This is a genomic window from Streptomyces sp. NPDC002809, assembly GCF_040295435.1.
Classification (GTDB): Bacteria; Actinomycetota; Actinomycetes; order Streptomycetales; family Streptomycetaceae; genus Streptomyces.
Map to the genome: position 1 here is coordinate 54,196 of NZ_JBEOVJ010000008.1, position 26,262 is coordinate 80,457.

A 26,262-nucleotide genomic window follows, 5' to 3' on the forward strand; every position below is an offset into this window, starting at 1 on the left:
CCTCCTTCAGGACCGCGGTGCGGACGGCGGCCTGGTCAGATGGTCCGGATCCTCCGAGGCCAGGGACAGATAGCGCTCCCCGGTGTCGGGGAAGACGGTCACGATCGTCGACCCGGCCCAGCGCTCACGGCGGCTCAGCACGCGGCAGACGTGTGCCGCGGCGCCCGAGGAGACGCCGGTGAGCAGGCCGGTGGCCAGCGTGATCTCCCGGCGCGTGGTGGCAGCCGCCCGGTCCGGCACGGTGACGACCTCGTCGATGACACCGAGGTCGGTGATGTCCGAGACGTAGCCCGCCCCGATACCGGGGATCCCGTGCGGTCCGGCCTCCCCGCCGGACAGGACCGCCGAGCGTTCGGGCTCGACCGCGACCACGTGCACGTTCCCGCGCTCCTTGAGGTAGCGGGCCACCCCGGTGAGCGTTCCGCCGGTTCCGACCCCGCACACGAAGACGTCGGCACGCCCGGCGCACGCCTCCCAGATCTCCGGCCCGGTCGTCTCGTAGTGCGCGAGGACGTTGGCCGGGTTGCGGTCCTGGTGGGGCAGCCAGGAGCCAGGGGTCTCCCGGTGCAGTTCCTCGGCGAACTCCCAGGCGGGGAGCAGCCCTTCCTCGTGCGGCACCAGGATGGTCTCCGCGCCGAGTTCGCGCAGGATCCGGCGCCGTTCCGCGGTCGCGTTGTCCGGCATGACGATGACGCAGCGATGGCCGCGCGCCGCGCACATCGCCGCGAGGGAGATGCCGGTGCTGCCCGACGAGCACTCGATCACCGTGCCGCCGCGGGCGGGCAGCAGGCCCGTCCGCTCCGCCTCGCGCAGCATGAACAGGACCGCCCGGTCCTTCACGTTGAACAGCGGGTTGAACATCTCCAGCTTGGCCAGCAGCCGGACCCCGTCGGGGACTCCGGGCAGCTGAATCTCCATCGTCGGCGTGCGGCCCACCAGCTCCTCCAGGGAGCGGACCGGTCGTGCGAGGGATTCCGTCATCACGGTTCACGGACCGGTGCCGAGTGGGGAGCGGCCGCTCCCGTGCCGGTGGCCGCCGCCAGATGGGAGGCCGCCACCTCCTGCAGGTGGGTGATGTCGCTCGACACCGTGGCGAAGGTGAACCCCTCGGCCAGCCGGCGGGCCGCCGTGGCGCCGTCCAGGCAGTGGATCCCGCAGGCGATGCCCGCTTCGGCCGCGGCTTCCACGATGTCCGTCAGCGCCTGTTCCAGGCGGTCCTGCACCGCCGGGTCACCGAAGTACGTGGCCCCGAGCGCGACGGACAGGTCCGCCGGGCCGACGTACACCGCGTCCAGCCGCGGGGTGGCGCAGATCGCGGCCAGGTCCTTCAGGGCGCCGGCGGTCTCGATCATCACGATGCAGGCCACCGCGTCGTCCAGCTCCCCGGGAACGGAGCCGAGCCGGAGCTCCGCGCGCACGGGGCCCCCCAGGCTGCGGGTGCCCACGGGCCAGTGACGGCAGGCGCGGGCGACGACCGCGGCCTCCGCGGCCGTCTCGACCATGGGCACGATCACCGCGCGCGCACCCGAGTCCAGGGCCGCCCCGATGGCGATCGGGTCGACCGAGGGGACACGGATGACCCCCGCCGAACGCCCCATGGCGTCCACGGCGAGCATCGCGGACTGCCAGCCCTGCTGGTGAAGGACACCGTGCTGGCCGTCGACGCCGATGTAGTCGTAGCCGACGCCTGCGATGCGTTCGGTACCGACCGGGTTGTCGCACGCGATCCAGTAGCCGACGAGTCTCTCCCGGTTGCGCAGCCGAGCCACGAACGCGCCCGGATCCTGCCTCCCGGGGCTCACTGGTCCTCCTCGAGTGCGTAGCTGCTCCTGCCGTCCAGGCCCACCGGGGTGTCACCGGTGACCGAGACGCGGTTCAGCACCCGCTTGTGGCTGCCGTAGTCGTTGACCGCGAAGTGCTGGGTGTTGCGGTTGTCGAAAATCAGCACGTCGCCCGGCCGCCAGGTCCACCGCGCCACGTTCTCCGGCCGGTGCACGTAGGACTGGAGTACGTCGATGATCGGGCGGGACTCGCGCAGTGTCAGGCCCGTCAGCCGCTGGGCGAAGCCGCCGAGGAACAGCGACGGCTCACCGGACTCCGGGTGCACCCGCACCACCGGGTGCGCGGTCTCGAACCGCTTGGCGAGGAACGCCTTGCGCGTCGCCTCACCGCGGTCGGTGCCGAGCCGGGGCTGCTCGGCGTGGTTGGTGTGGACGGCCCACAGCCTGTCGGCGATCTCCCTCAGCTCCGACGGGAGTTGCTTGTACGCCGCCTCACCGTTGGCGACCATGGTGTCGCCCCCGTAGGGCGGCAGGACGACGCTGCGCAACGTCGTCCCCATGGACGGAGTCGGTGTGAAGCTGATGTCGGTGTGCCAGTGGTCCGCGCGCTGGTCCTCGCCGTCGACCGCGATCACCTGGGGCTTGCCGTCCAGGGTGCGCATCATCGGGTGCTTCTGCGTGAGCGGTCCGAACCGGCCGGCGAAGGCCAGCTGGTCCTCGTCGGTGATCTTCTGGTCCCGGAAGAAGAGCACCTTGTGCTCGAGAAGGCCCTGTCGGACCTGGGAGAAGACCGGACCGGAAAGCTCACTGCTCAGATCGACGCCGATCACCTCGGCGCCGATATGGCCACCGATCCTACGGATTTCTATGGACATTCTTGGTTCCCTTCATCGACAGCGGATCGAAGAAGAACAGGTACGGCCGGCGCCTGTCGTTCGGTTCATGCCGGGCTCGCGGGTCCGGCATGAACCGAACGACAGCCCTTAGGCGCCGAACTGGACCGGGTCGAACTTTCCGACACTGCGGTAGACGGCCTCGATGAGCCGTCGGGGCCGGTCGTCCAGGCTTCCCATCACGGGGGAGCCGGCATTCTGCATATAGCCGAAGGCGATGTCGTACTCGGGGTCGGCGAAGATGTACGACCCGGTTGCCGCGCTGAGGCCGAAAGCGGTGTCGAGGCCGGCCGAGGCCGGGAACACCGGATGATCGGGCACCTGGAACCCCAGGCCCCAGTTGCACTGCGTGAGCGTCACCAGGCAGTGGCCCTCGGAGTGCGGCCGGGTCAGCTCCGCCAGGGTGGCGGGGCTGAGCAGCCGGATGCCGTCGACCTCACCGATCAGCGAGGCCATGAAGCGGGCGAGCGAAGGCGCGCTGGCCCGTGCGCCGTAGGACGGGTCCTCGGCCACCAGTTCGACCACGCCGCCGTCCAGTGCCAGGCTGCCCATCATCGAGCGGTAGGTGAGCGAGGCGGTGTCGATGAATGAGGCCAGGTCGATGTCGTCGCCCGCGAACAGAGCCTCGGCCTTGGACTGGAACATGGTGGCGACGTGGACCGCGTCCGGATCGGGCACGCCGATGTAACAGTCCAGCCCGAGCGGACCGGCGATCTCGCGGGCGAAGAAGCGGCCGACCGTCAACCCGGTCCTGCGGCGCACCAGTTCACTCACCAGGTACCCGAAGGTGATGCCGTGGTAGCCGTGCGCGGTGTCCGGCTCCCACTCCGGACGCGCCGCGGCGAGCGCCTCGGCGATCGGGGTGTGGGCCCGCATGGCCTCGTTCGTGATCGGGGCGTGGTCCAGGCAGACCACTCCGGAGCGGTGGCTGAGCACCATCCTGAGAGTGATGCGCTCCTTGCCGCCCGCCGCGAACTCGGGCCAGTACTCCGCGACCGGAGTGTCCAGTTCCAGGAGTCCCCGCTCCACCAGCAGCAGCGCCGCCACCGTGACCAGCGCCTTGGTGGGCGAGGCGAGCAGGCCGAGGGTCTCGGGCCGCCACAGGTCGTCGGCGTCCTCGCTCGCGGTGCCGGCCCACAGGTTCACCACCGGCCGGCCGCGGTGGTAGACGCATACGCCGGCCCCCACCTCCGTGCCCGACGCGAAGTTCGCCTCGAACGCCTTCGCCACCTCGGCGAAGCCGTCCTCCACCGACCCGTTCCGCGGAATATCACTCACAGCGCCCACCCTTCGTACTCACGTCGGATCAAACCTTGACGATAGTTTCACCACTCGTGTTCCACTCGAATTCCGGTAATGCGACGCTCGGGCCGGAACGGGATGTCGTACAGGAGGGGAAAGTGATCAACGGCCGTGTTCCACGGCGCTTCCGACGGGCTCGGGTCATGGCGGTTCATCAGATGGCGGAGCTTCGCTGGGGGCGCACTCGAATAACGATGGTGAATTCCTCTACTGTGTATTGAGCGATGAATTCTCCGGGATCGGGCGAACCATTTACCGACGGTTCTGTGGCAGCATCCCGAATATGAAAATCCTCTTTCCTGCCGCGCCCGGCTATGGGCTGCTGCTGCCGGTCGTGCCATTGGTGTGGGCCGCACGGGCCGCCGGGCACGAGGTCCTCCTCGCCACCACCGCCTATGTCACAGGGGCCGCTGCGGAGTCCGGACTCCCGACCGTCAACGTCTTTCCGCACCGAGATGTCGGCGCGGACCTGCTGCTCGCACAGAGCGGCGAGGTCCCCCCGCCCGCCGACGGCGAGCCTGACCTGCTGCCGCCGGGCTACTGGGAGGCAGCCCGTGACATGAAGCCCTTCGACCTCTTCACGCTCGCCATGACCGAGGGCACCATCGAGGCGGGCCGCAGCTTCGGGGCCGACCTCGTGGTGTACCCCTCCGACCATGCGGCCGGCCTGCTGGCCGCGGCCGCGCTGGGAGTTCCGGCGCTGGAGGTCGGCAACCGCGTCTCCTGGTCGATGCGCGACCAGGGCATCAAGGAGAGCGGTGCGCAGAACCACCGCACCGGCGTCATCGACGAGGACTCGCCGGTCATCGCCGGGCTGCGGGAACGGCTGGGTATCGGCGACCGCCGGCCCCGGCTGGTCGCGCGTATCGATCCGCGGCCCCCGAGTCTCGGCGGGCTGGAGCAGGACGAGCCCGACGCCGAAGGCGGAAGCCCTTGGTGGCCGATGCGCTATGTCCCCTACAACGGCGGCTCCGTCGTGCCCGAGTGGGTGCTGAAGCCGAGTGAGCGGCCGAGGATCTGCCTGACCCTGGGCACGGTCATCCCGCTGCTGTCCGACGGCAGCGGACTCCTGCTGCTGATCAAGGCGCTGAGCGAACTGGACGTCGAGATCGTCCTCGCCGACCACTCGACGGACTTCGAGGCGCTCGGTGAACTGCCCGACAACGTACGCCTGGCCGGGTACCTTCCGCTGTCGGCCTTCCTCGGCACGTGCTCACTGATCGTGCACCACGGCGGCTCGGGCACCACCGCCGCCGCGCTGCACAGCGGAACTCCGCAGCTGGTGCTGCCCGACGGCGCCGACCAGCCCCTGGTGGCGCAGCGGGTCGTCGACTGCAAGGCCGGCCTGTCCATGCCGCTCGGCGAGGCCGACCCGGTCACCGTGCGGGAAATGGCCGACCGTCTGCTCACCGATCCCGCCTATGCCGAGGCGGCGGCCGCGGTGAGCGCGGAGATGGCGGCCCAGCCCAGCCCCGCGGCCGTGATCGACCGACTCGTGCGGGAGCTGCAGTCCCGGTAGCGGCCCGGCTTTCGAACTGTCCTTGGGAGCCCCAATTGTTTTCTGGAATAGCCGACTTCACCAGCTGGTTCACCGCCCGGTGCGAGGCGAACGAGTACCGCGTGTCCCAGGTCCCGCTCGACCGGCTCGACGGCTGGCACATCGAGCCGGGGACCGGGAACCTGGTGCACCGCAGCGGGCGCTTCTTCTCCGTCGAGGGCCTGGACATCAGGAACTCGGGCCGTGAGGTCGACGCCTGGCAGCAACCGATCATCGTGCAACCCGAATACGGGATCCTCGGGTGCCTCGTCAAGCAGTTCGACGGCGTCCCGCACTTCCTGCTGCAGGCCAAGATGGAACCGGGCAACATCAACCTCGTCCAGCTCTCGCCCACCGTGCAGGCGACGAAGAGCAACTACACACAGGTGCACGGCGGCAAGGCCGTTCCGTACCTGGAGTGGTTCGTCAACCCTCGCAGGGGACGGGTCCTCCACGACGCGCTCCAGTCCGAGCAGGCGTCCTGGTTCCTGGGCAAGCGCAACCGCAACATGATCGTCGAGGTGGAGGAGGACATCGACCTGCTCGACGACTTCTGCTGGCTCAGCGTCGCCCAGATCGGCGAACTGCTCGCGGTCGACAACCTGGTGAACATGGACACCCGGACCGTCCTCTCGGGTGCGGCCCCGTTCCGGCTGACCGGTTCCAAGCGCCGGGGGGACACGTTCCGCAACGCGCTGGCCCGTTCCTGGCAGCCGGACTCGGGGAGCCACCGCGAAACGGCGGAGCTGCTGAGCTGGTTCACCGAGGCCAAGTGCCGGGCCACCCTGACCCGTGAGCGCATCCCGCTGTCGAAGGTGCACTCGTGGTCGCTGTCCGACGGCGTCATCACCCACGACGAGGGCAAGCACTTCAGCGTCGTCGGCGTCGATGTCGCCGCCAGCAACCGCGAGGTCGCCAGCTGGTCCCAGGTGATGCTCAAGCCCCGCAGCGAAGGGGTGATCGCCTTCGTGGCCAAACGGGTGGAGGGCGTGATGCACCTGCTGGTGCAGGCCCGGGTCGAGACGGGGGCCGGCGACGTGATCGAGATGGCGCCGACGGTCCACTGCCAGCCGGGCAACTACGGGTCGCCCCCCGGCGCCGGAAGGCCGCGGTTCCTGGACGAGGTTCTCACCGCACCGCCCGGGAACGTCCGCTTCGAGGCGCTCCACTCCGAGGAGGGCGGCCGGTTCTACCACGCGCAGAACCGCTATCTCCTGGTCGAGGCGGACGACAGCTTCCCGGTCGACGTCCCGGACAACTACACCTGGATGACGCTGCGTCAGCTGATGGAGTTCGTGCGCTACGGCAACCACCTCAACGTGGAGGCCCGCAGCCTGCTGACCTTCCTGGGCTTCGCCGACCTCGACGCACCGACCCTGAGCAACGCCGCCTGAGGGCTGTCCCGTAGTCCCTGACGGGCGTACGACGGCAGGTAGGCACCTCGCCGCGTTGCCGGAGCGCCCGAATACATCCAGCATGCGGACGATCCTCCGGCCCCAGGCCATTCCACGCGACCGGCCCCGACTCGTCCGAGTCGGGGCCGGTCGCGCGCGTGCGGGGTGCCGGGCGCGGTGATCCGCGAAGATCCGGCCGGCGGCGCCCAGGGAGCACAGGGATCCCGCCGCGCCGGACCCGGTGCCGCGGCAGGCGCAGGGCGGTGCACCTGCCTGGCGAACGCACCGAGCCCGGTCCAGGAGGACCGGGCTCGGTGCATGGGGGAGAAGGGTCCCGGCCAGGGGCCGGGTTCGGCCGCGAGGACGGGCGGAGGCCGGCCGTCAGACCGGGCGCGGAGGAAGGCCGCCCTCCCCGCCGCCCTCCCCGCCGGCCGTCAGGCCTGGCGCAGGGGCCGGCCTTCCTTGCCGCCGGCCCGGCCTCCGGCAGCCGCCCGGCGCACCTCGGGCAGCGCCTCGGCCAGTGCCTCCCGCCACGGCCTGATCGGTTCGATCCCCGCCGTGCGCCACCGGCCGTGGCTCAGCACGCTGTACGCGGGCCGGGGCGCGGGCCGCGGGAAGACATCGGTGGAGGTGGGGCGTATGCGTTCGGGGTCCGCGCCGAGAAGGGTGAAGATCTGCCGGGCGTACTCGAACCAGGTCGTCTCTCCCGTACTGGTGCCGTGATACACACCGGGCGGGGCGGTCCCGTCGAGTGCACCGCGTCCGAGGGCGACCAGCCGGTCGGCGAGGTCCCTCGTCCAGGTGGGCTGCCCCCGCTGGTCGTCGACCACGTCGAGGGTGTCCCGCGCCTGCTCCAGGTGGATCATCGACCGTACGAAACTGGGCCCGTTCGCCCCGTACAGCCAGCCGGTCCGCACCACGTATCCGGTGTCCGGCAGGGTCTCCAGCACACCCTGCTCGCCCGCCAGCTTGGTGCGCCCGTACACGCTCCGGGGCGCGGTGGGCGCGTCCTCCCGGTACGGCGCTCCGGCGTCCCCCGCGAAGACGTAGTCCGTGGAGACCTGGATCAGCACCGTGCCCGTCGCGGCACACGCCTCGGCCACCTGGCGGGCGCCCGTGCCGTTGACCGCGAGAGCCGCGGCGGGCTGCGCCTCCGCGTCGTCGACCGCTGTCCAGGCCGCGCAGTTGACCACCACGGCCGGGCGGTGGTCCTTGAGGAGGAACCGTACGGAGTCGGCTTCGGTGACGTCCAGGGTGGAGCGGCCCAGGCCGAAGGCGGGGACGCCGGCCGCCGCGAGCTGTCGCAGGACGTCACGGGCGAGCATTCCGCCCGCCCCCGTCACCAGCCACGGGTTCACAGCGCGGCCCGCTCCTTCAGGGGCTCCCACCAGTCGCGGTGGTCGCGGTACCACCGGACCGTCTCCGCCAGTCCCTCCCGGAAGTCCTTCCGGGGCGCGTAGCCCAGCTCGTCCCGGATCTTCGAGCAGTCGACCGAGTACCGGCGGTCGTGGCCCTTTCGGTCCTCGACATGGACGACGCCGGAGTCCCAGTCGGCGCCGCACTCGGCGAGGAGCATCTCCGCCAGCTCCTTGTTGGACAGCTCGGTGCCGCCACCGATGTTGTAGATCTCGCCGGCGCGGCCCCGGGTGCGGACGAGTTCGATGCCCTGGACGTGGTCGTCGACGTGCAGCCAGTCCCGGACGTTGCCGCCGTCGCCGTACAGCGGGATCTTCCCGCCGTCCAGCAGCTCCGTGACGACGAGCGGGATGAACTTCTCGGGGAAGTGGTGGGGGCCGTAGTTGTTGGAGCAGCGGGTCACCCGCACGTCCAGTCCGTGCGTCCGGTGGTAGGACAGCGCGATGAGATCGCTGGACGCCTTCGCGGACGCGTAGGGGGAGTTGGGCCGCAGCGGGTCCGTCTCCGGCCAGGAGCCCTCGTCGATCGACCCGTACACCTCGTCCGTGGAGATGTGCACGAACGTCTCGACGCCGGCCTGGCGCGCGGCGTCCACCAGGGTGTGCGTGCCCAGGACATTGGTCCGTACGAACTCGGCTCCTCCGTCGATCGACCGGTCCACGTGCGACTCCGCCGCGAAGTGCACCACCTGGTCGTGTCCGGCCATCAGCCGCGCGACGAGCTCGCCGTCGCAGATGTCGCCCTGCACGAACGTGAATCCGGGATGCGCGCGCACGGCGTCCAGGTTGGCGGGATTCCCCGCGTAGGTGAGTCGGTCCAGTACCGTCACGGACACATCGCCGGGCCCTTCGGGGCCCAGCAGCGTCCGGACGTAGTGGGAACCGATGAAACCGGCACCGCCGGTGACCAGCACACGCTTCGTCATGACGAGATCTGCACCTTGCTGTGGTCACCGAGCACGAACCGGTGGGCGGACGGGTTGCGGGGGGCCGGGGTCACCTGCACGTCCCGGCCGATGAGGGAGGCCTCGACACGGCGAACACCGGTCAGCGCGGAGTTCTGCAGGATGATCGTGTACTCGACCTCGCTGTCCGAGATGTGGCAGCCCTCGGAGATGGAGGTGAACGGCCCGACGTACGAGTCGGTGATCACGGCGTCGGCTCCGATGATCGCGGGCCCGACGACACGGCTGCCGGTGATCCGGGCGCCCTTCTCGATGCGCACCCGGCCGATGATCTCGCTGTCGGCGTCGACCGTGCCCAGCACGTCGGGGACGACGGTCTCCAGTACCGAGCGGTTGACCTCCAGCATGTCGGTGACGTTGCCGGTGTCCTTCCAGTACCCCGAGATCGTGGTCGAGCGCACGTCCCGGCCCTCGTCGATCAGCCACTGGATCGCGTGGGTGATCTCCAGTTCGCCGCGCCACGACGGCTTGATGGCCAGAACGGCGTCGTGGATGGCGGGTGTGAACAGGTAGACGCCCACCAGGGCGAGATCGCTCTTGGGATGTTCGGGCTTCTCCACCAGTGCGGACACCCGGCCCTCCGCGTCCAGTTCGGCCACTCCGAACGCCGACGGGTCGAGCACGGGGGTCAGCAGGATGTGCGCGTCGGGGCGCTCGGTGCGGAAGCTGTCCACCAGTTCGGTGACGCCGCCGACGATGAAGTTGTCGCCGAGGTACATCACGAAGTCGTCGTCGCCCAGGAATTCACGGGCCACGCGTACCGCGTGCGCCAGCCCCAGCGGCGCGTCCTGGCGGATGTAGGTGACCTCGAGGCCGAACGCGGAACCGTCCCCCACGGCCTTGCGGATCTCGTCGGCGGTGTCCCCGACGACGACGCCCACCTCGGTGATGCCGGCATCGGCGATCGCCTCGAGCCCGTAGAAGAGGACGGGCTTGTTGGCCACAGGAACCAACTGTTTCGCCGAAGTATGGGTGATCGGTCGAAGTCGGGTCCCAGCCCCGCCCGACAGCACGAGTGCCTTCACGTAGCCAGCCTCCACAGCAGATGACTCCAGTCTCTTTCCGCTCGTAGCGTGGAGGCCACAGCTGCAGGAAAGGTGGAGTCGCGGTGGAGAGCCGCTGTCCCGGGAGGCGCCGGGATGTCCGGCGCCCGCCCGTGCGGAGGGCCCTGGGGCGGGGTGAGGAAGGCCCTGACAGCGCCGAAGGCGTGAACGCGCCGGGCAGGGCCGGCCCTCAGCACTCGATGATGTTCACCGCGAGCCCGCCCCGCGCCGTCTCCTTGTACTTGACGGACATGTCGGCGCCCGTCTCCTTCATGGTCTTGATGACCTTGTCCAGGGAGACCTTGTGGATGCCGTCGCCGCGCAGCGCCATCTTCGCCGCGGTGACGGCCTTCACCGCCGCCATGCCGTTGCGCTCGATGCACGGGATCTGGACGAGCCCGCCGACGGGGTCGCAGGTCAGGCCGAGGTTGTGCTCCATGCCGATCTCGGCGGCGTTCTCGACCTGCTCGGGGGTGCCGCCCAGTACCTCGGCGAGGGCGCCCGCGGCCATGGAGCAGGCGGAGCCGACCTCGCCCTGGCAGCCGACCTCGGCGCCGGAGATGGAGGCGTTCTCCTTGAACAGCATGCCGATGGCGCCGGCTGCCAGCAGGAAGCGGACGATGCTGTCGTCCTTCTCCGCCTCGGTGGCGCCGCCGGCCGCGAAGTTCATGTAGTAGTGCAGCACCGCCGGGATGATGCCGGCCGCTCCGTTGGTCGGCGCGGTGACGACGCGGCCGCCCGCGGCGTTCTCCTCGTTGACCGCCATCGCGTAGAGGGTGATCCACTCCATCGCGTGGGTCTGCGGGTCGCCCTCGGCGCGCAGCTGGCGCGCGGTGTTCGCCGCGCGGCGGCGGACCTTGAGGCCACCGGGCAGGATGCCCTCGCGGGCCATGCCGCGGGACACGCACGCCTGCATGGCGCGCCAGATGTCAAGCAGCCCGGAGCGGATCTCGTCCTCGGTGCGCCAGGCGCGCTCGTTCTCCAGCATCAGGGAGGAGATCGACAGGCCGGTGTCGCGGGCGAGGCGCAGCAGCTCGTCGCCGGTGCGGAAGGGGTGCTTGAGGACCGTGTCGTCGAGGACGATCCGGTCCTCGCCGACGGCGTCCTCGTCGACGACGAAGCCGCCGCCGACCGAGTAGTACGTCTTCTCGAGGAGCAGGGTGTCCTCGTGGTCGTACGCGAAGACCGTCATGCCGTTGGCGTGGTACGGCAGTGCCTTGCGGCGGTGCAGGATCAGCTGCTTGTCGGCGTCGAAGGCGATCTCGTGCATGCCGAGGAGGTTGAGCCGGCCGGTGGCGCGGATCGCTTCGACCCGGTCGTCCGCCGTTTCGACGTCGACGGTGCGGGGGGACTCGCCCTCCAGGCCGAGCAGGACGGCCTTGGGGGTGCCGTGGCCGTGGCCGGTGGCGCCGAGGGAGCCGAAGAGTTCGGCGCGTATCGAGACGGTGTGGGCCAGCAGGCCCTCGTTCTTGAGCCGGCGCGCGAACATACGGGCGGCGCGCATGGGGCCGACCGTATGGGAGCTGGACGGGCCGATGCCGATCGAGAACAGGTCGAAGACCGAGATGGCCACGGGGGGACTCCTAAGGGTTGGTAGACGCCTTTGTCTGCCGGGTGGTGCGGTACGGGCGGGGGTGGGCCCGAAGAGCGGGGACAAGGGATGGGGCACCGCGCTCACTGTTCAGTGTGCGCGGTGCCCCTCCCCAACGTGCAAATACGCCGGTCCGGACTACTTCAGACCGGAGTACAGCGGGAACTTCTCGGCGAGCGCGACGACGCGGGCCTTCAGGTCGTCCGCGTCGTAGGACGGCTTGAGGGCGGACGCGATGATCTCGGCGACCTCGGTGAAGTCCTCCGCCTGGAAACCGCGGGTGGCGAGCGCCGGCGTGCCGATCCGCAGACCCGAGGTGACCATGGGCGGCCGCGGGTCGTTGGGGATGGCGTTCCGGTTGACCGTGATGCCCAGCTCGTGCAGCCGGTCCTCGGCCTGCTGGCCGTCCAGCTCGGAGTTGCGCAGGTCCACCAGGACCAGGTGCACGTCCGTGCCGCCGGACAGGACGGAGACGCCGACCTCGGTGACGTCCGGCTGCACCAGACGCTCGGCGAGGATGCGGGCGCCGTCCAGGGTGCGCTGCTGGCGCTCCTTGAACTCCTCGGTCGCGGCGACCTTGAACGAGACCGCCTTGGCCGCGATCACGTGCTCCAGCGGACCACCCTGCTGACCGGGGAAGACCGCCGAGTTGATCTTCTTGGCGAGCTCCTGCGTCGACAGGATCACACCGCCGCGCGGACCGCCGAGGGTCTTGTGCGTGGTGGTCGTGACGACATGGGCGTGCGGCACCGGGTTGGGGTGCAGACCCGCGGCGACGAGACCGGCGAAGTGCGCCATGTCGACCATCAGGTACGCGCCGACCTCGTCCGCGATGCGGCGGAAGGCGGCGAAGTCCAGCCGGCGGGGGTACGCGGACCAGCCGGCCACGATCAGCTTCGGCTTGGACTCCTTGGCGAGGCGCTCGACCTCGGCCATGTCCACGACACCGGTCTCGTCCACGTGGTACGGGATCACGTTGTAGAGCTTGCCGGAGAAGTTGATCTTCATGCCGTGGGTCAGGTGCCCGCCGTGCGCCAGGCTCAGGCCCATGATCGTGTCGCCCGGCTTCAGCAGCGCGAACATCGCGGCGGCGTTGGCCTGCGCACCGGAGTGCGGCTGTACGTTCGCGGCCTCGGCGCCGAAGAGCGCCTTGATGCGGTCGATCGCGATCTGCTCGACCACGTCGACGTGCTCACAGCCGCCGTAGTAGCGGCGGCCGGGGTAGCCCTCGGCGTACTTGTTGGTCAGGACGGAGCCCTGGGCCTCCATGACCGCGACGGGAGCGAAGTTCTCCGAGGCGATCATTTCGAGGGTGGACTGCTGACGGTGGAGCTCGGCGTCGACAGCGGCGGCGACGTCCGGGTCCAGCTCGTGGAGGGAGGAGTTGAGAAGCGACATCAGGTGGTCCCTTGGGTCTCAGTTACCGGAGAACGCGGTGTACTCGTCGGCGGAGAGCAGGTCCTTCGGCTCCTCCGCGATACGTACCTTGAACAGCCAGCCGCCTTCGAACGGGGCGGAGTTCACCAGCGACGGGTCGTCCACGACGTCCTGGTTCGCGGCCGTGACCTCGCCGGTCACCGGCGAGTACAGGTCGCTGACCGACTTGGTCGACTCCAGCTCGCCGCAGGTCTCGCCCGCGGTCACCGTGTCACCGACCTCGGGGAGCTGGGCGTACACGACGTCACCGAGCGCGTTGGCCGCGTACTCCGTGATGCCGATCGTGGCCACACCGTCCTCGACGGCCGACAGCCACTCGTGCTCCTTGCTGTACCGCAGCTGCTGGGGGTTGCTCATGACCTGAATTCTCCTGTACGCGGGGGAGTGCTGATGAACGATGGTCTTACGGTGTGAGACAGGACTGCGTCACGTGCGCAGTGCCGGATCCGCCGTCGGTTCTACTTCTGCCGCTTGTAGAACGGCAGGGCCACGACCTCGTACGGCTCGTGGCTGCCCCGGATGTCCACCCCGACGCCCGTGGTGCTGGGCGTGGCGTGTGCGGCGTCGACGTACGCCATGGCGATCGGCTTGCCGAGTGTGGGCGAGGGCGCGCCCGAGGTGACCTCGCCGATCACCCCGCCCTCCGCGACGACGGAGAACCCGGCGCGCGGCACCCGGCGGCCCTCGGCCACCAGGCCGACGAGCTTGCGGGGCGGGGCGGTCTCGGCGCGCTCGGCGGCGGCCTCCAGGGCCTTGCGGCCGACGAAGTCGCCCTCCTTCTCGAACTTCACGACCCGGCCGAGACCGGCGTCGAACGGCGTGAGCGCCGTGGTCAGCTCGTGTCCGTACAGCGGCATGCCCGCCTCCAGGCGCAGCGTGTCGCGGCAGGAGAGCCCGCACGGGATCAGGCCGCGGGAGGCGCCCGCCTCGGTGAGGGCCCGCCACAGCTGCTCGGCGTGCTCGGGGGCGACGAAGAGCTCGAAGCCGTCCTCGCCGGTGTAGCCGGTACGGGCGATCAGCGCGGGGACCCCGGCGACCGTGCCGGGCAGCCCGGCGTAGTACTTCAGACCGTCCAGGTCGGCGTCGGTGACGGCCGCGAGGATGGCGGGGGACTCGGGGCCCTGGACCGCGAGCAGCGCGTACGCGTCGCGGTCGTCGCGCACCTCGGCGTCGAAGCCGTCGGCGCGGGCGGTCAGCGCGTCCAGCACGATCTGGGCGTTGCCGGCGTTGGCGACCACCATGTACTCGGTCTCGCCCAGCCGGTAGACGATCAGGTCGTCGAGGATGCCGCCGTCCTCGGCGCAGATCATCGTGTAGCGGGCGCGGCCCACGGAGACGGTGCCGATGTTGCCGACGAGCGCGAAGTTCAGCAGCGCCACGGCCTCGGGGCCGGTGACGGTGATCTCGCCCATGTGGGAGAGGTCGAAGAGGCCGGCCTTCGTGCGCACGGCGTTGTGCTCGTCGCGCTCACTGGCGTACCGCAGGGGCATGTCCCAGCCCGCGAAGTCGGTCATGGTCGCGCCCAGCGAACGGTGCAGGGCATCGAGGGCGGTGAGACGGGGGGCGGTGCTCATGGTTGAAGGCTCCCAGGGCATGACGACGAGGACGATCCCTCCCCATCTGTCATCGGAACCTGAGAGGTTCGCCGAGAGACCCCGCAGGGGTTCGGCTTGCACCTTGGGTGGAGCCGCAGGGCGACTCGCTTTTCAGATCTGCCTCATCCACGCGGTACGGGGCCTGAGAGATTCAAGGGAGGATCTTGCTCCTTCGGCGCCCGGCACGGTGGCCGGGACTCTCCCGCGCGGATTCGAGCGGCCTGTATGCAGTTGAGGGGGCCATCATCGCACGCATTGCGGGAGAGTGGGGGGCCGGTACCGATGCCGGTCTCCTGCAGGATCCGGCGGGTCGGACGGTTGTGCCGCATTACCTTTTCTTTACACTTCTTGGGCAGGTGTGGGTAGCCGACAGGGGGAGGGCGATGACGTTGCAGCGGTACGCGACGACCGCGGGGGTCGCGCACGGCGCACTGCCCGCGCAGCCGGGTGCGCCGGCCAGGGAGGCGCTGGGCCCGCACGCACCTGTCGTACGGGACCTGCGGGAGCGGGGCGGGCGCAGCCCGCGCGGCCTGCACTTCGCCGCGGGCGACGTGGTGGTGGTCTCCGGACTGCCCGGCAGCGGTAAATCGACACTCATCGCACGGGCCGTCTCGGCGCACGCCGTCGACTCCCAGAACACCAGGGACCGCTGGGCGGCCCTGATGCCCCGCTTACTCCCGTACGCCCTCTACCGTCCGCTCGTCCGCGTCGCCCACTACTGGGGCCTGTGGCGGGTGCTGCGCTCCGGCGCCTCCCTGGTCGTCCACGACTGCGGAACCCAGGCCTGGGTGCGCGGCTGGCTGGCCCGTGATGCCCGGCGCCGCGGCCGCATCCTGCACCTCGTACTGCTCGACGTCACCCCGCGGACCGCGAGGGAGGGGCAGCGCGAGCGCGGCCGAGGAGTCTCCGGGTACGCGTTCGCCCGGCACCGCAGGGCCGTGGGGCGACTGCTGCGGGACACCGAGGCGGGCCTGCTGCCGCTGGGGTGCGCCTCGGCGGTGCTGCTGGACCGGGAGGCGGCGGGGCTGCTGACGAGGATCACGTTCGCAGACGCACAGGGTGAGGCCGGGCATCCCGCGTCCCGAACCGTGGAACCCGGCGCGACAGGCGGGCCGTAGCCCCGCTCGCTGCCGGCCCGGCAGCTCGAAGCGGGAGCGCCGGAGAACCCGACAGCCTGTCACGAAAGATCGACGCTAATCTCTTGCTGCACGACATGGGGTGAGAGAGGAAGACAGTGGACATTCCGGCACCGGCCCGGACCCATCCGCAGGGCGGATGGCCGGCCAACGAGCTCGAAGAAGTGCTGAGCGCCTCGCTCGGCAGCCCGGAAGCGGGCGGCAGGCTGGTGGAGGTGCTCGGCCGCAGCCACCTGTGGGTGCCCCTGCCCAGCGGCGGCTCGCCGGACGCCACCGACCTCGATCTGCCGACGCTGGACATCGAGGGCGCGCCGTACGTACCCGTGTTCAGCTCCGAACAGCAGTTCCTCGCCTGCGTGGGCGCCCATGTGTCGTTCACCGTGGCCCCCGCCCGCGAGTTCGCCCGGGGTCTTCCCCCGCAGCTCGGCATCGCGGTGAACCCCGGCGGCGCGGTCGGCATGCCGCTGCCGCCGCCCGCCGTCGCCGAGGTCTGCCGGGCCGGACGCACCGCGCTCGACGGACCGTCCAGCGGCGGCCGGGTCCGGCTGTACGAGCCGGACTGGCAGGAGGACCCCGTCGACTTCCTCTCCGCCGCGGCCGGCGAGTTCGAGGCGAGCGGCGTCGTGCTCAGCGCCCGGCGCGCCCTGGCCAGCATCGAGGGCGGCGACCCCGTCCTCTTCGTCGGCATCGAGTTCTCCACCTGGGACGGAGCCGGGCGCAACGCCCCCATGGACGCCCTGGGCCGGGCGCTGGGGCGCGTCGAGGTGCCGTGGCCCGTCAACCTGGTGCTGCTCGACGTGGCCCAGGACCCGGTCGCCGACTGGATGCGGGCGCGGGTGCGGCCCTTCTATCAGCGCCCCGCCGAGTAGCGGTGAGGCAAGGGGGCCGTCGCCGCGGGCCGACGGCTCCGGCCCCGGGAGTCAAGTCGGTGTCAGGGCCGCCGCATAAGCTGGTTTGATGGCTGGTGCCTCGGCACCGCGCCGCCCCGAGAGCCCCGGGAGCGGCAGGCCGACACAGTGGATCGAAGAGGGGCGGGACCCAGGGTGAGTGCGTCAGGCACCGCGGCGGCCGGGCAGGTCGAGCACATGCTGCGCCAAGTGACCCCCGGGCGCTACGACGCGTACGAGGCACTCCTCCAGGCCCTCGCGGCCGACCGGATCTGGATGCTCCTCTGGCACGGCCGGGCCGGCTCGCCCGACGCCCAGTACGGCAACATGGAGATCGACGGCCTCGGCTACGCCCCCTGTGTCACCTCCGCCCAGGAGCTCTCCGCCAGCGGCTGGAACCGGGACCACGAGGTCGTGAGCGGCCGCGACATCGCCCGAGCCCTGTTCCCCGACCGCTGGGGCATCTGGCTGAACCCGCACGCGCCGGGCGGCGGCGTGGGCATCCCCTGGCTGGACCTGCGCCGGATCGCCACCGGCCTCGACCGGATGCCCGCAGGACCGCTGCGGATCAGCGACCCCGCCATCGAGATCCCGCAGTTCTACGCCCAGCTCACGCAGAACGCCCATCACACCCCCGCCATCCGGTCGTTGCGCCGCGCCTGGGTGCAGCCCGCGATCGGTGTCCCGTACCTCGCCATCGGGCTCGATCTGTACGACACGAGCGGGCCGTCCGTGGACGCCGTGCGGTCGATGATGCAGCAGTCCATCGGCACGGTTCCGGAGGGGCTCCCGGTCTCCACGGTCGCGATGGCCGACGAGTACGACCCGGTCGCGATGTGGCTGCGCGCCAACTCCCGTCCGTTCTACGACAGGGAGCCGCACGCCCCGGCCGGCCGCGGTGCCGTCGTCGCTCCCGGTTACGGCTACCCGCAGGCCCCCGGCCCCGCTCCGCGCGCCTACTAGGCCCGCCCAAGTCCGGCTCCAGGAACGGACAAACAGCTCCCTGTCGGACAAGACGTCCGACGCGGTCACCCAAATAGCCATGCAATGGCGTTACTTGGGTGGCATGTCCGTTCTGGCGGATTAGTAGCCAAGTAGTCCGCTCACTCGATCATGCTGTCCGGATAACGGAAGCTCACTGACCGCATCACGTTTGAGCAAACATTCCCCGTCAGGTCTGGCGGGTGATCACAAAGTGGTTGAAGACTCCACGCAGCAGGTGCTCCATGCCCTCCGTGCCCCACTCTCGAGCAGGGCCCGTCCGGCAGCGCGCCCTTGCGTAATCAAGGTCATGTAGAAGCCGCTACAGCGGCGGTCACGGGCCGGCCACCGCCGGCCGAGAGGGGTCTCCAGCGCAATGACGGCACCTATCGAGACCACCAGGGCGGATTCACAGCCCGAAGCGGTACTGGAAGGCGCAGGCCGCAAGGAGATCGAAGGGCGCTCGCTCGGCCGCATCGCCTGGACCCGCTTCAAGCGGGACAAGGCGGCGATGGCCGGTGGCATCGTTGTCGTGCTGCTGATCCTCACCGCGGTGCTGTCCAAGCCGCTCCAGTCGCTCCTGGGGCTCGACCCCAACGCGTTCAACCAGAGCCTGGTCGACCCGCTCATGCTGGCGCCCAAGGGCGACTTCGGCGGGATGAGCCTGGACCACCCGCTCGGTGTCGAGCCGCAGACCGGCCGCGACATCCTCGCGCGCATCCTCGAAGGCTCCTGGGTCTCTCTCGTGGTCGCCGTCGGCTCCACGCTGCTGTCCGTCGTCATCGGTGTCGTCATGGGCGTCGTGGCAGGGTTCTACGGCGGCTGGGTGGACAGCTTCATCAGCCGGCTGATGGACACCTTCCTCGCCTTCCCGCTGCTGCTCTTCGCGATCTCCATCTCCGCCTCCCTGCAGGGCAACGCCTTCGGGATGGAAGGGCTCACGCTGCGGATCGCGGTCCTGATCTTCGTGATCGGCTTCTTCAGCTGGCCCTACATCGGCCGCATCGTCCGCGCGCAGACCCTGTCGCTCCGTGAGCGCGAGTTCGTCGAGGCCGCCAGGTCGCTGGGCGCCCGCGGCCCGTTCATCCTCTTCCGCGAGCTGCTGCCCAACCTGATCGCGCCGATCCTCGTGTACGCGACGCTGCTGATCCCCACGAACATCCTCTTCGAGGCGGCCCTGTCCTTCCTCGGCGTGGGTATCGCGCCGCCGCAGGCGTCCTGGGGCGGCATGCTCACGCAGGCGGTCGACCTCTACGAGGTGGACCCGATGTTCATGGTCATCCCCGGCATGGCGATCTTCGTCACCGTGCTGGCCTTCAATCTGCTGGGGGACGGGCTGCGTGACGCACTCGACCCTCGTGGCAAGTAAACGCGGCAGTGCCGCACAGGACTAGCGAGGGGGCTTTCCTCACCATGCAGAACAGAAAGACAGCAGTGGCCATAGCCGTGGCCGTAGCGGTGTCGCTCGGCGCTTCGGCGTGCAGTGGCAGCGACTCCGACAGCGGCGGCAAGAGCGGCGGCGGCAGCGCCAAGGCGGACGCGGGCCTGACGGGCATCGTCAACGCGACCGACAAGAAGGGGGGGACGGTCACGTACGAGCACACCAGTGGCCCGGACTCCCTGGACCCCGGCAACACGTACTACGGCTGGGTGCAGAACTTCGCCCGCCTGTACGCCCGTTCGCTGGTGACCTTCAAGCCGGCCGCCGGCAAGGAGGGCCTCGAGGTCGTTCCCGACCTGGCCACCGGCCTCGGCAAGGCCAGCGCGGACGCGAAGACCTGGACGTACACGCTCCGCAAGGGCGTGAAGTTCGAGGACGGCACCGAGATCACCTCGAAGGACGTCAAGTACGCCGTCGAGCGTTCCAACTTCGCGCCGGAGGCCCTGTCCAACGGCCCGACGTACTTCAAGGCCTACCTCGAGGGCGGCGACAAGTACAAGGGTCCGTACAAGGACAAGTCCGCCGCGGGCCTCAAGTCCATCGAGACCCCGGACGACTCCACGATCGTCTTCCACCTGAACAAGCCGTTCGCGGACATGGACTACCTCGCCGCCTTCTCGCAGACGGCGCCGATCCAGCAGAAGGCCGACACGGGCGCCAGCTACGTCCAGAAGATGGTCTCCTCGGGTCCGTACAAGTTCTCGGCGTACGACGAGAGCAAGGGCGCGACCCTGGTCCGCAACCCGGAGTGGGACGCCAAGACGGACCCGATCCGCAAGGCGCTGCCGGACAAGATCGAGCTGAAGTTCAACGTCAACCCCACCACGGTCGACGACCACCTGCTCAACGACGTCACCACCGCGGACATCGCGGGCACGGGTCTGCAGTCCAAGACCCAGCCCAAGGTCCTGGTCAAGGCGGCGGAGAAGGCGAAGACGGACAACCCGTACGCCGGCGCCCTGCAGTACCTGGCGCTGAACGTCAACGTGAAGCCGTTCGACAACGCCGAGTGCCGCAAGGCCGTCCAGTACGCCGTCGACAAGCAGAGCATGATCGACTCGATCGGTGGCTCGGTCAAGGGCGACCCGGCGAGCACGGTCATCCCCCCGAGCGTCGCCGGCTACAAGAAGTTCGACCTGTACCCGAGCGAGGGCAGCAAGGGCGACGTCGTCAAGGCCAAGGAGCACCTGGCCAAGTGCGGTCACCCCGAAGGCTTCAAGACCACGCTGACCGCGCGTTCCGACCGTCCTGACGAGGTCACCGCCGCCACGCAGCTCCAGGGCAGCCTGAAGGCCATCGGCATCACCGCCGAGATCAAGCAGTTCCCGGCGGACAAGTACTTCACCGACTTCGCGGGTGTCCCGAACTGGGTCCACAAGAACAACGCGGGCATGATGATGATGGCCTGGGGCGCCGACTGGCCGACCGGCTTCGGCTTCCTCGACCAGATCGTGAACGGATCGGCCATCAAGCCGTCCGGCGGCACGAACCTGATGGAGCTCAACGACAAGGGGATCAACGAACTCCTCGTCAAGGGCATCGGCACCGTCGACACCACGGCGCGCAACGCGACGTGGGGCGAGGTCGACCAGAAGGTCATGGAGAACGCCTCGGTCGTTCCGCTCTTCTACCGCAAGAACCTGCTCTACCGCCCGGACTCCGCGGCGAACGTCACCGTCACCAACGCGTACCTCGGCATGTACGACTACGTGCTCATGACGTCCACCAAGTAGCACCTGTTCATCAAAAGCATCCCCTGAAAGGCAGGTGAAGGCGCCGGGCCGGCGGGCGTACCCCGTCCGCCCGCCCGGCGCCGCACGGCTGTGGCTGCGTACATCATCCGACGCGTATTCGCCGCGGTGTTGCTGCTGCTGGTGGTCAGCGCAGTCACGTTCGCGATCTTCTTCCTGGTGCCCCGTCTCGGCGGGCAGACCCTCGACTCCATGGCTGCCCAGTACGTCGGGAAGAGTCCTGACCCCGACGTCATCGCCGCGGTCAAGAAGAACCTGGGACTCGACCAGCCCCTCTATCTCCAGTACTGGCACTTCGTCAAGGGAATCGTCGTCGGCGCCGAGTACCAGTTCGGACCCGACCCCGTCACCTGCAACGCCCCCTGCTTCGGGTACTCGTTCAAGACCCACACCGAGATCTGGCCGCAGCTTGTCGACCGTGTCCCGGTCACGCTCTCGCTGGCCGTCGGTGCCGCTGTCATCTGGGTCGTCTCCGGTGTCGCGATCGGTGTCGTCTCCGCGCTGAAGCGGGGCTCGTTCTTCGACCGCCTCTCCATGGGCGTCGCCCTCGCCGGTGTCTCGCTGCCGATGTTCTTCACCGGTCTGGTGGTCCTGGCGCTCTTCGGGAACGGGGAGTACGTACCGTTCACCGAGGACCCGGTGGCATGGGCGAGCAGTCTGGTCCTGCCGTGGTGCACACTCGCCCTGCTCTACTCCGCGCTCTACGCCCGGCTCACCCGGGCCGGGATGCTGGAGACGATGGGTGAGGACTACATCAGAACCGCGCGCGCCAAGGGCCTCAAGGAACGCAACGTGGTCGTCAAGCACGGCCTGCGCTCCGCGCTCACCCCGCTGGTCACGATCTTCGGTATGGACTTCGCGCTGCTGTTGGGCGGCGCGGTCATCACCGAAAGAGTCTTCTCCTTCCAGGGCCTGGGTGCCTTCGCCATCCAGGGCGTGACCACCGCCGACCTGCCCAAGGTGATGGGCGTGACCCTGGTCGCCGCCTTCTTCATCGTCATCTGCAACCTGCTGGTGGACCTCGTGTACGCCGCGATCGACCCCCGGGTGAGGCTCTCATGAGCGGCGCAACCAAGAAGGACTCCCAGGCTGCGGACGCCGTCCCGGCTCCGCGCTCCGGCGACGACCACGCCTTCCTCTCCGTACGCAACCTCAGCGTCCACTTCGACACCGACGACGGCCTGGTCAAGTCCGTCGACGGCGTCAGCTTCGACCTGGAGGCGGGTCAGACCCTCGGCATCGTGGGTGAGTCCGGCTCCGGCAAGTCCGTGACCTCGCTGGGGATCATGGGCCTGCACACCTCGGAGCGTGCCCGGATCGGCGGCGAGATCTGGCTGGACGGCGAGGAGCTCATCGGCTCGGGCCCCGAGCGCGTACGGAAGCTGCGCGGCCAGAAGATGGCCATGATCTTCCAGGACCCCCTCTCCGCCCTGCACCCGTACTACAGCATCGGCGCGCAGATCGTGGAGGCCCACCGGGTCCACAACAAGGTCGACAAGAAGGCCGCCAAGAAGCGCGCCGTCGAGATGCTCGACCGCGTCGGCATTCCCGAGCCGCACCGCCGGTACGACGACTACCCGCACCAGTTCTCCGGCGGTATGCGCCAGCGCGCGATGATCGCGATGGCCCTGGTCAACAACCCGCAGCTGCTCATCGCCGACGAGCCGACGACCGCCCTCGACGTCACCGTCCAGGCGCAGATCCTCGACCTCATCCGCGACCTGCAGAAGGAGTTCGGCTCCGCGGTCGTCATGATCACCCACGACCTCGGTGTCGTCGCCGAGATCGCGGACAACCTGCTCGTGATGTACGCGGGACGGTGCATCGAGCGCGGCACCGCCGAGAAGGTGTTCTACGAGCCGCAGCACCCCTACACCTGGGGCCTGCTCGGCTCGATGCCGCGCATCGACCGGGAGCAGACCGAGCGGCTCATCCCGGTCAAGGGTTCGCCGCCCAGTCTCATCAACGTCCCGTCGGGCTGCGCCTTCCACCCGCGCTGCCCGTACGCCGACGTCCCGCCCGACAACATCACCCGCACCGAGCGTCCGGAGCTGCAGCAGGTCAGCGACGGGCACTACTCCGCGTGCCATATGTCGCGCGAGCAGCGCGAACGGATCTGGACCGAAGAGATTGCGCCGAAGCTGTGACTGAGCTGAACAAGAAGACTCCCGCGCCCGCCGCGGCCGGGTCGGACGGGTCCGGTCCCGAGCCGCTCCTCAAGGTCGACGGCCTGGTCAAGCACTTCCCGATCACCAAGGGAATCCTGAAGCGCAAGGTCGGCGCGGTCCAGGCCGTGGACGGGCTCACCTTCGACGTGCGCCCCGGGGAGACCCTGGGCGTCGTCGGCGAGTCGGGCTGCGGCAAGTCGACCATGGGCCGGCTGGTGACCCGGCTCCTGGAGCCGACCGGCGGCAAGGTCGAGTTCCAGGGGCGCGACATCACCCACATGTCCGCGGGGCGGCTCCGGCCGATGCGCCGCGACATCCAGATGATCTTCCAGGACCCGTACGGCTCGCTGAATCCGCGCCACACGGTCGGCGGGATCGTCGGCACCCCCTTCCGGCTCCAGGGCGTCAAGCCCGAGGACGGGGTGAAGGCGGAGGTCCAGCGGCTGCTGGAGCTGGTGGGGCTCAACCCCGAGCACTACAACCGCTACCCGCACGAGTTCTCCGGCGGCCAGCGCCAGCGCATCGGCATCGCGCGGGCGCTCGCGCTCAAGCCGAAGCTGGTCGTCGCGGACGAGCCGGTCTCGGCGCTGGACGTGTCGATCCAGGCACAGGTGGTGAACCTGCTGGACGACCTCCAGGACGAGCTCGGGCTCACCTACATGATCATCGCGCACGACCTGTCGGTGATCCGCCACGTCTCGGACCGGATCGCGGTCATGTACCTCGGCAAGATCGTCGAACTCGCGGACCGCAAGTCGCTGTACGAGGCGCCGATGCACCCGTACACGAAGGCGCTGATGTCCGCGGTGCCCGTGCCGGATCCCCGTCGGCGCGGTGCCAAGAGCGACCGCATCCTGCTCAAGGGCGATGTGCCGTCGCCGATCTCGCCGCCGACCGGATGCCGGTTCCACACTCGGTGCTGGAAGGCGACCAAGGTCTGCGGGACGACCGAGCCGCCGCTGCTCCAGCTGAAGACCGGGCACCAGGTGGCCTGCCACCACCCCGAGAACGCCGAGGACTTGGCGCCGGGCGACGCTCCGCTCGTCACGGACGTCATCACGGTCAAGTCGACAGCCGCGGCGGTGCCGGCCACGGAGGCCGACGAGCCGGCGGAGGCGGTCGCGCCGGAAGCGCCGGAAGCGGCGGAAGCCCCTGAGGTGTCCGCCCAGGCTGCACCCGACGGCGACGGCGAACGCGACGACGAGGGTTCCGCCGCGACACCATCGGAGCCCTCCGGGGCCTCGGAGGACAGCCCCAAGGAGTAGTACCGGCACAATTGCCCGGTGCTCAACGAACTGTTCACGCCCTCCGTCCAGCATGCGCTCGACATCGTCGGGATCTTCGTCTTCGCGATCTCCGGCGCTCTGCTCGCCGTACGCAAGAACTTCGATGTCTTCGGCATCGCGGTGCTCGCCGAGGTGACCGCGCTGGGCGGGGGGCTGTTCCGTGACCTGATCATCGGCGCGGTGCCGCCCGCCGCCTTCACGGACCTCGGGTACTTCACCACCCCGCTGCTCGCCGCGGGCCTGGTCTTCTTCCTGCACCCGCAGGTCGAAAGGATCCAGCTGGGCGTCAACGTCTTCGACGCGGCCGGCCTCGGGCTCTTCTGCGTCACGGGGACGGTGAAGGCGTACGACTACGGCCTCGGGCTGACGGCGTCGGCGGCGCTCGGTCTGGCCACCGCGGTCGGCGGCGGTGTGCTGCGCGACGTCCTGGCCAACGAGGTTCCGTCGCTGCTGCGCTGGGACCGCGACCTGTACGCGGTGCCCGCCATCGTCGGGGCGACCATGATCGTGCTCTGCATCCGCTTCGACGCGCTCAACGCCTTCACCAGCGGCTGCGCGGTGCTCACGGCGTTCGTGCTGCGGCTGCTGGCACTGCGCTACCACTGGCGCGCCCCGCGTGCCTACAACCGGCGCTCGGCGACGCCGGACGAGGGCTGACTCATTGCCGGTGGGTCCCAGCCGGCCCTCCGCCTCACTCGCGGCATCGGGGCCTGCTGCCGGTTGGCTGCGGGCTCACCGGTTGCCGCGCACCGGAGGGCGGAGCCGCAGGCATTCGTCAGACACCCCCTACGGCTTCCCTCGGGTGGTGGCGGCGCAGGTTGGCGGCGAGGACGCGGTCGAGCGTGCGGTCGGACAGCATCGGGCCCAAGCGCATGATCAGAGCGGCATCCCGGCCGGCGGTGTAGCGGGTGCGCGGCCGACGCGTCGTCACGGCCTTCGCGATGACCCGGGCGGCGGCGTCGGCAGTCAGGCCCGAAGCGGTGCCCGAGGCCATCAACTTGTTGTTCGCCCGGATCAGGCTGCCGTAGCGCTCGTCCTGCTCCGGAGTCATCCGGGCAGCCAGCCGGTTCGCCGTCTCGACCCCGCGGGCGGCCATCTTCGTACGGACGCCACCGGGCTCGACCACGACCACCTGTACGCCCAGCGGAGCGACCTCCCGGCGGAGCGAGTCGCTGACCGCCTCCAGGGCGAACTTCGCTCCGGCGTAAGCGCCATAGGTGGCCATGGCGAACTTGCCGCCGACCGAACTGATGTTGATCACACGGCCCTTGCTGCGCAGCAGTGCGGGAAGGAGCGCCTGAGTGACGGCGATGTGGCCGAACAGGTTGACTTCGAACACCTGCCGCCACTGCTCCATCGGCAGCGCTTCGACCGGGGCGTTCACCTGGACGCCTGCGTTGTTGACGAGCGCGTGCAGCGCGCGCGGGTCGTCGGCGACCCGCGTGGCGAGAGCCTCCACCTGCTCGGTCTCGGTGATGTCGAGGATGACCGGTTCGATGCCTGCCGACCGGATGGCGTCGGCGTCACGGTCGCGTCGGACACCCGCCAGGACGTGGAACCCCTGACGAGCCAGTTCCCGGGCGGTTGACGCGCCCATGCCCGTGGAGGCTCCGGTGACGACGATCAGTTTCTGAGTTTCAGGTGACACTGTCATCTTGG

Annotated in this window: 23 protein-coding genes and 1 riboswitch; of the genes, 11 read left to right on the forward strand and 12 right to left on the reverse strand. The window is 69.7% G+C overall.

The annotated features are described in order from the left end of the window. Nucleotides 1-6: 6 nt before the first annotated feature. The 4 genes from ABT025_RS07635 to ABT025_RS07650 form a co-directional block, all read right to left on the reverse strand. Complete coding sequence (locus ABT025_RS07635; protein WP_350990971.1) at nt 7-981, reverse strand: PLP-dependent cysteine synthase family protein; 975 nt, start codon at nt 979-981, stop codon at nt 7-9. After that, entirely contained in the window at nt 981-1,802 is an 822-nt protein-coding gene (locus ABT025_RS07640; RefSeq protein ID WP_350990973.1) for an HpcH/HpaI aldolase family protein, read from the reverse strand. The genes ABT025_RS07635 and ABT025_RS07640 overlap by 1 nt, the downstream gene beginning before the upstream one ends. Further along, on the reverse strand, nt 1,799-2,656 hold the full coding sequence (locus tag ABT025_RS07645; RefSeq protein ID WP_350990975.1) for a TauD/TfdA dioxygenase family protein: 858 nt from the start codon (nt 2,654-2,656) through the stop codon (nt 1,799-1,801). Before ABT025_RS07645 ends, ABT025_RS07640 begins: the two co-directional genes overlap by 4 nt. Nucleotides 2,657-2,764: 108 nt before the next feature. Further along, nucleotides 2,765-3,952 (reverse strand): serine hydrolase domain-containing protein, encoded by a 1,188-nt coding sequence (locus ABT025_RS07650; RefSeq protein ID WP_350990977.1) that lies wholly within the window; start codon nt 3,950-3,952, stop codon nt 2,765-2,767. Nucleotides 3,953-4,259: 307 nt separating this feature from the next. On the opposite strand from ABT025_RS07650, the gene ABT025_RS07655 reads away from it, so the two are divergent. After that, a complete protein-coding gene (locus ABT025_RS07655; protein ID WP_350990979.1) occupies nt 4,260-5,495 on the forward strand; it encodes a nucleotide disphospho-sugar-binding domain-containing protein in 1,236 nt (411 codons plus the stop codon). Between the two features lie 35 nt (nt 5,496-5,530). Further along, nucleotides 5,531-6,907, forward strand: coding sequence for an NDP-hexose 2,3-dehydratase family protein (locus tag ABT025_RS07660; protein WP_350990981.1), 1,377 nt, complete (start codon nt 5,531-5,533; stop codon nt 6,905-6,907). A gap of 434 nt (nt 6,908-7,341) precedes the next feature. Here the strand turns inward: ABT025_RS07660 and rfbD are convergent, their stop codons facing one another. The 7 genes from rfbD to gcvT all read right to left on the reverse strand — a co-directional run bounded on the left by rfbD (nt 7,342) and on the right by gcvT (nt 14,932). Continuing rightward, nucleotides 7,342-8,265 (reverse strand): dTDP-4-dehydrorhamnose reductase, encoded by a 924-nt coding sequence (rfbD, locus tag ABT025_RS07665; protein ID WP_350990983.1) that lies wholly within the window; start codon nt 8,263-8,265, stop codon nt 7,342-7,344. Continuing rightward, nucleotides 8,262-9,248: a dTDP-glucose 4,6-dehydratase gene (rfbB, locus tag ABT025_RS07670; RefSeq protein ID WP_350990985.1), complete on the reverse strand. Its 987-nt coding sequence runs from the start codon at nt 9,246-9,248 to the stop codon at nt 8,262-8,264. Before rfbB ends, rfbD begins: the two co-directional genes overlap by 4 nt. Then, nucleotides 9,245-10,312, reverse strand: coding sequence for a glucose-1-phosphate thymidylyltransferase (locus tag ABT025_RS07675; protein ID WP_350990987.1), 1,068 nt, complete (start codon nt 10,310-10,312; stop codon nt 9,245-9,247). Before ABT025_RS07675 ends, rfbB begins: the two co-directional genes overlap by 4 nt. 208 nt (nt 10,313-10,520) lie before the next feature. After that, entirely contained in the window at nt 10,521-11,903 is a 1,383-nt protein-coding gene (locus ABT025_RS07680) for an L-serine ammonia-lyase (RefSeq protein ID WP_350990989.1), read from the reverse strand. A gap of 156 nt (nt 11,904-12,059) precedes the next feature. Continuing rightward, nucleotides 12,060-13,319, reverse strand: coding sequence for a serine hydroxymethyltransferase (gene glyA, locus ABT025_RS07685; protein ID WP_350990991.1), 1,260 nt, complete (start codon nt 13,317-13,319; stop codon nt 12,060-12,062). Nucleotides 13,320-13,337: 18 nt separating this feature from the next. Next, nucleotides 13,338-13,715, reverse strand: a complete 378-nt coding sequence (gcvH, locus tag ABT025_RS07690; RefSeq protein ID WP_350990993.1) for a glycine cleavage system protein GcvH — start codon at nt 13,713-13,715, stop codon at nt 13,338-13,340. A 101-nt stretch (nt 13,716-13,816) separates the two neighbouring features. Beyond that, nucleotides 13,817-14,932 (reverse strand): glycine cleavage system aminomethyltransferase GcvT, encoded by a 1,116-nt coding sequence (gene gcvT, locus ABT025_RS07695; protein ID WP_350990995.1) that lies wholly within the window; start codon nt 14,930-14,932, stop codon nt 13,817-13,819. Between the two features lie 142 nt (nt 14,933-15,074). After that, nucleotides 15,075-15,168, reverse strand: a riboswitch (glycine riboswitch). Nucleotides 15,169-15,336: 168 nt separating this feature from the next. On the opposite strand from gcvT, the gene ABT025_RS07700 reads away from it, so the two are divergent. From ABT025_RS07700 to ABT025_RS07740, 9 genes are all read left to right on the forward strand, one after another. After that, complete coding sequence (locus ABT025_RS07700) at nt 15,337-16,071, forward strand: AAA family ATPase (protein WP_350990997.1); 735 nt, start codon at nt 15,337-15,339, stop codon at nt 16,069-16,071. A 116-nt stretch (nt 16,072-16,187) separates the two neighbouring features. Next, nucleotides 16,188-16,958: an enhanced serine sensitivity protein SseB gene (locus ABT025_RS07705; RefSeq protein WP_350990999.1), complete on the forward strand. Its 771-nt coding sequence runs from the start codon at nt 16,188-16,190 to the stop codon at nt 16,956-16,958. Nucleotides 16,959-17,132: 174 nt separating this feature from the next. Further along, nucleotides 17,133-17,939 carry an enhanced serine sensitivity protein SseB C-terminal domain-containing protein gene (locus tag ABT025_RS07710; protein ID WP_350991001.1) on the forward strand — a complete coding sequence of 269 codons (807 nt, stop codon included), beginning with the start codon at nt 17,133-17,135 and terminating at the stop codon, nt 17,937-17,939. Between the two features lie 394 nt (nt 17,940-18,333). Continuing rightward, entirely contained in the window at nt 18,334-19,326 is a 993-nt protein-coding gene (locus ABT025_RS07715; RefSeq protein ID WP_350991005.1) for an ABC transporter permease, read from the forward strand. A gap of 44 nt (nt 19,327-19,370) precedes the next feature. Continuing rightward, entirely contained in the window at nt 19,371-21,131 is a 1,761-nt protein-coding gene (locus tag ABT025_RS07720) for an ABC transporter substrate-binding protein (RefSeq protein ID WP_350991007.1), read from the forward strand. 90 nt (nt 21,132-21,221) lie between these two features. After that, the gene (locus ABT025_RS07725; RefSeq protein WP_350991009.1) at nt 21,222-22,211 is read left to right on the forward strand and encodes an ABC transporter permease; all 990 of its coding nucleotides are present in this window, start codon (nt 21,222-21,224) and stop codon (nt 22,209-22,211) included. After that, nucleotides 22,208-23,296 (forward strand): ABC transporter ATP-binding protein, encoded by a 1,089-nt coding sequence (locus ABT025_RS07730; protein WP_350991013.1) that lies wholly within the window; start codon nt 22,208-22,210, stop codon nt 23,294-23,296. Before ABT025_RS07725 ends, ABT025_RS07730 begins: the two co-directional genes overlap by 4 nt. After that, a complete protein-coding gene (locus ABT025_RS07735) occupies nt 23,293-24,582 on the forward strand; it encodes an ABC transporter ATP-binding protein (RefSeq protein WP_350991015.1) in 1,290 nt (429 codons plus the stop codon). The genes ABT025_RS07730 and ABT025_RS07735 overlap by 4 nt, the downstream gene beginning before the upstream one ends. Before the next feature lie 18 nt (nt 24,583-24,600). Continuing rightward, nucleotides 24,601-25,260 carry a trimeric intracellular cation channel family protein gene (locus tag ABT025_RS07740; RefSeq protein ID WP_350991017.1) on the forward strand — a complete coding sequence of 220 codons (660 nt, stop codon included), beginning with the start codon at nt 24,601-24,603 and terminating at the stop codon, nt 25,258-25,260. 118 nt (nt 25,261-25,378) lie between these two features. On the opposite strand, the gene ABT025_RS07745 is transcribed toward ABT025_RS07740, so the two are convergent. Continuing rightward, a complete protein-coding gene (locus tag ABT025_RS07745; protein WP_350991019.1) occupies nt 25,379-26,257 on the reverse strand; it encodes an SDR family oxidoreductase in 879 nt (292 codons plus the stop codon). Between the last annotated feature and the right edge of the window lie 5 nt (nt 26,258-26,262).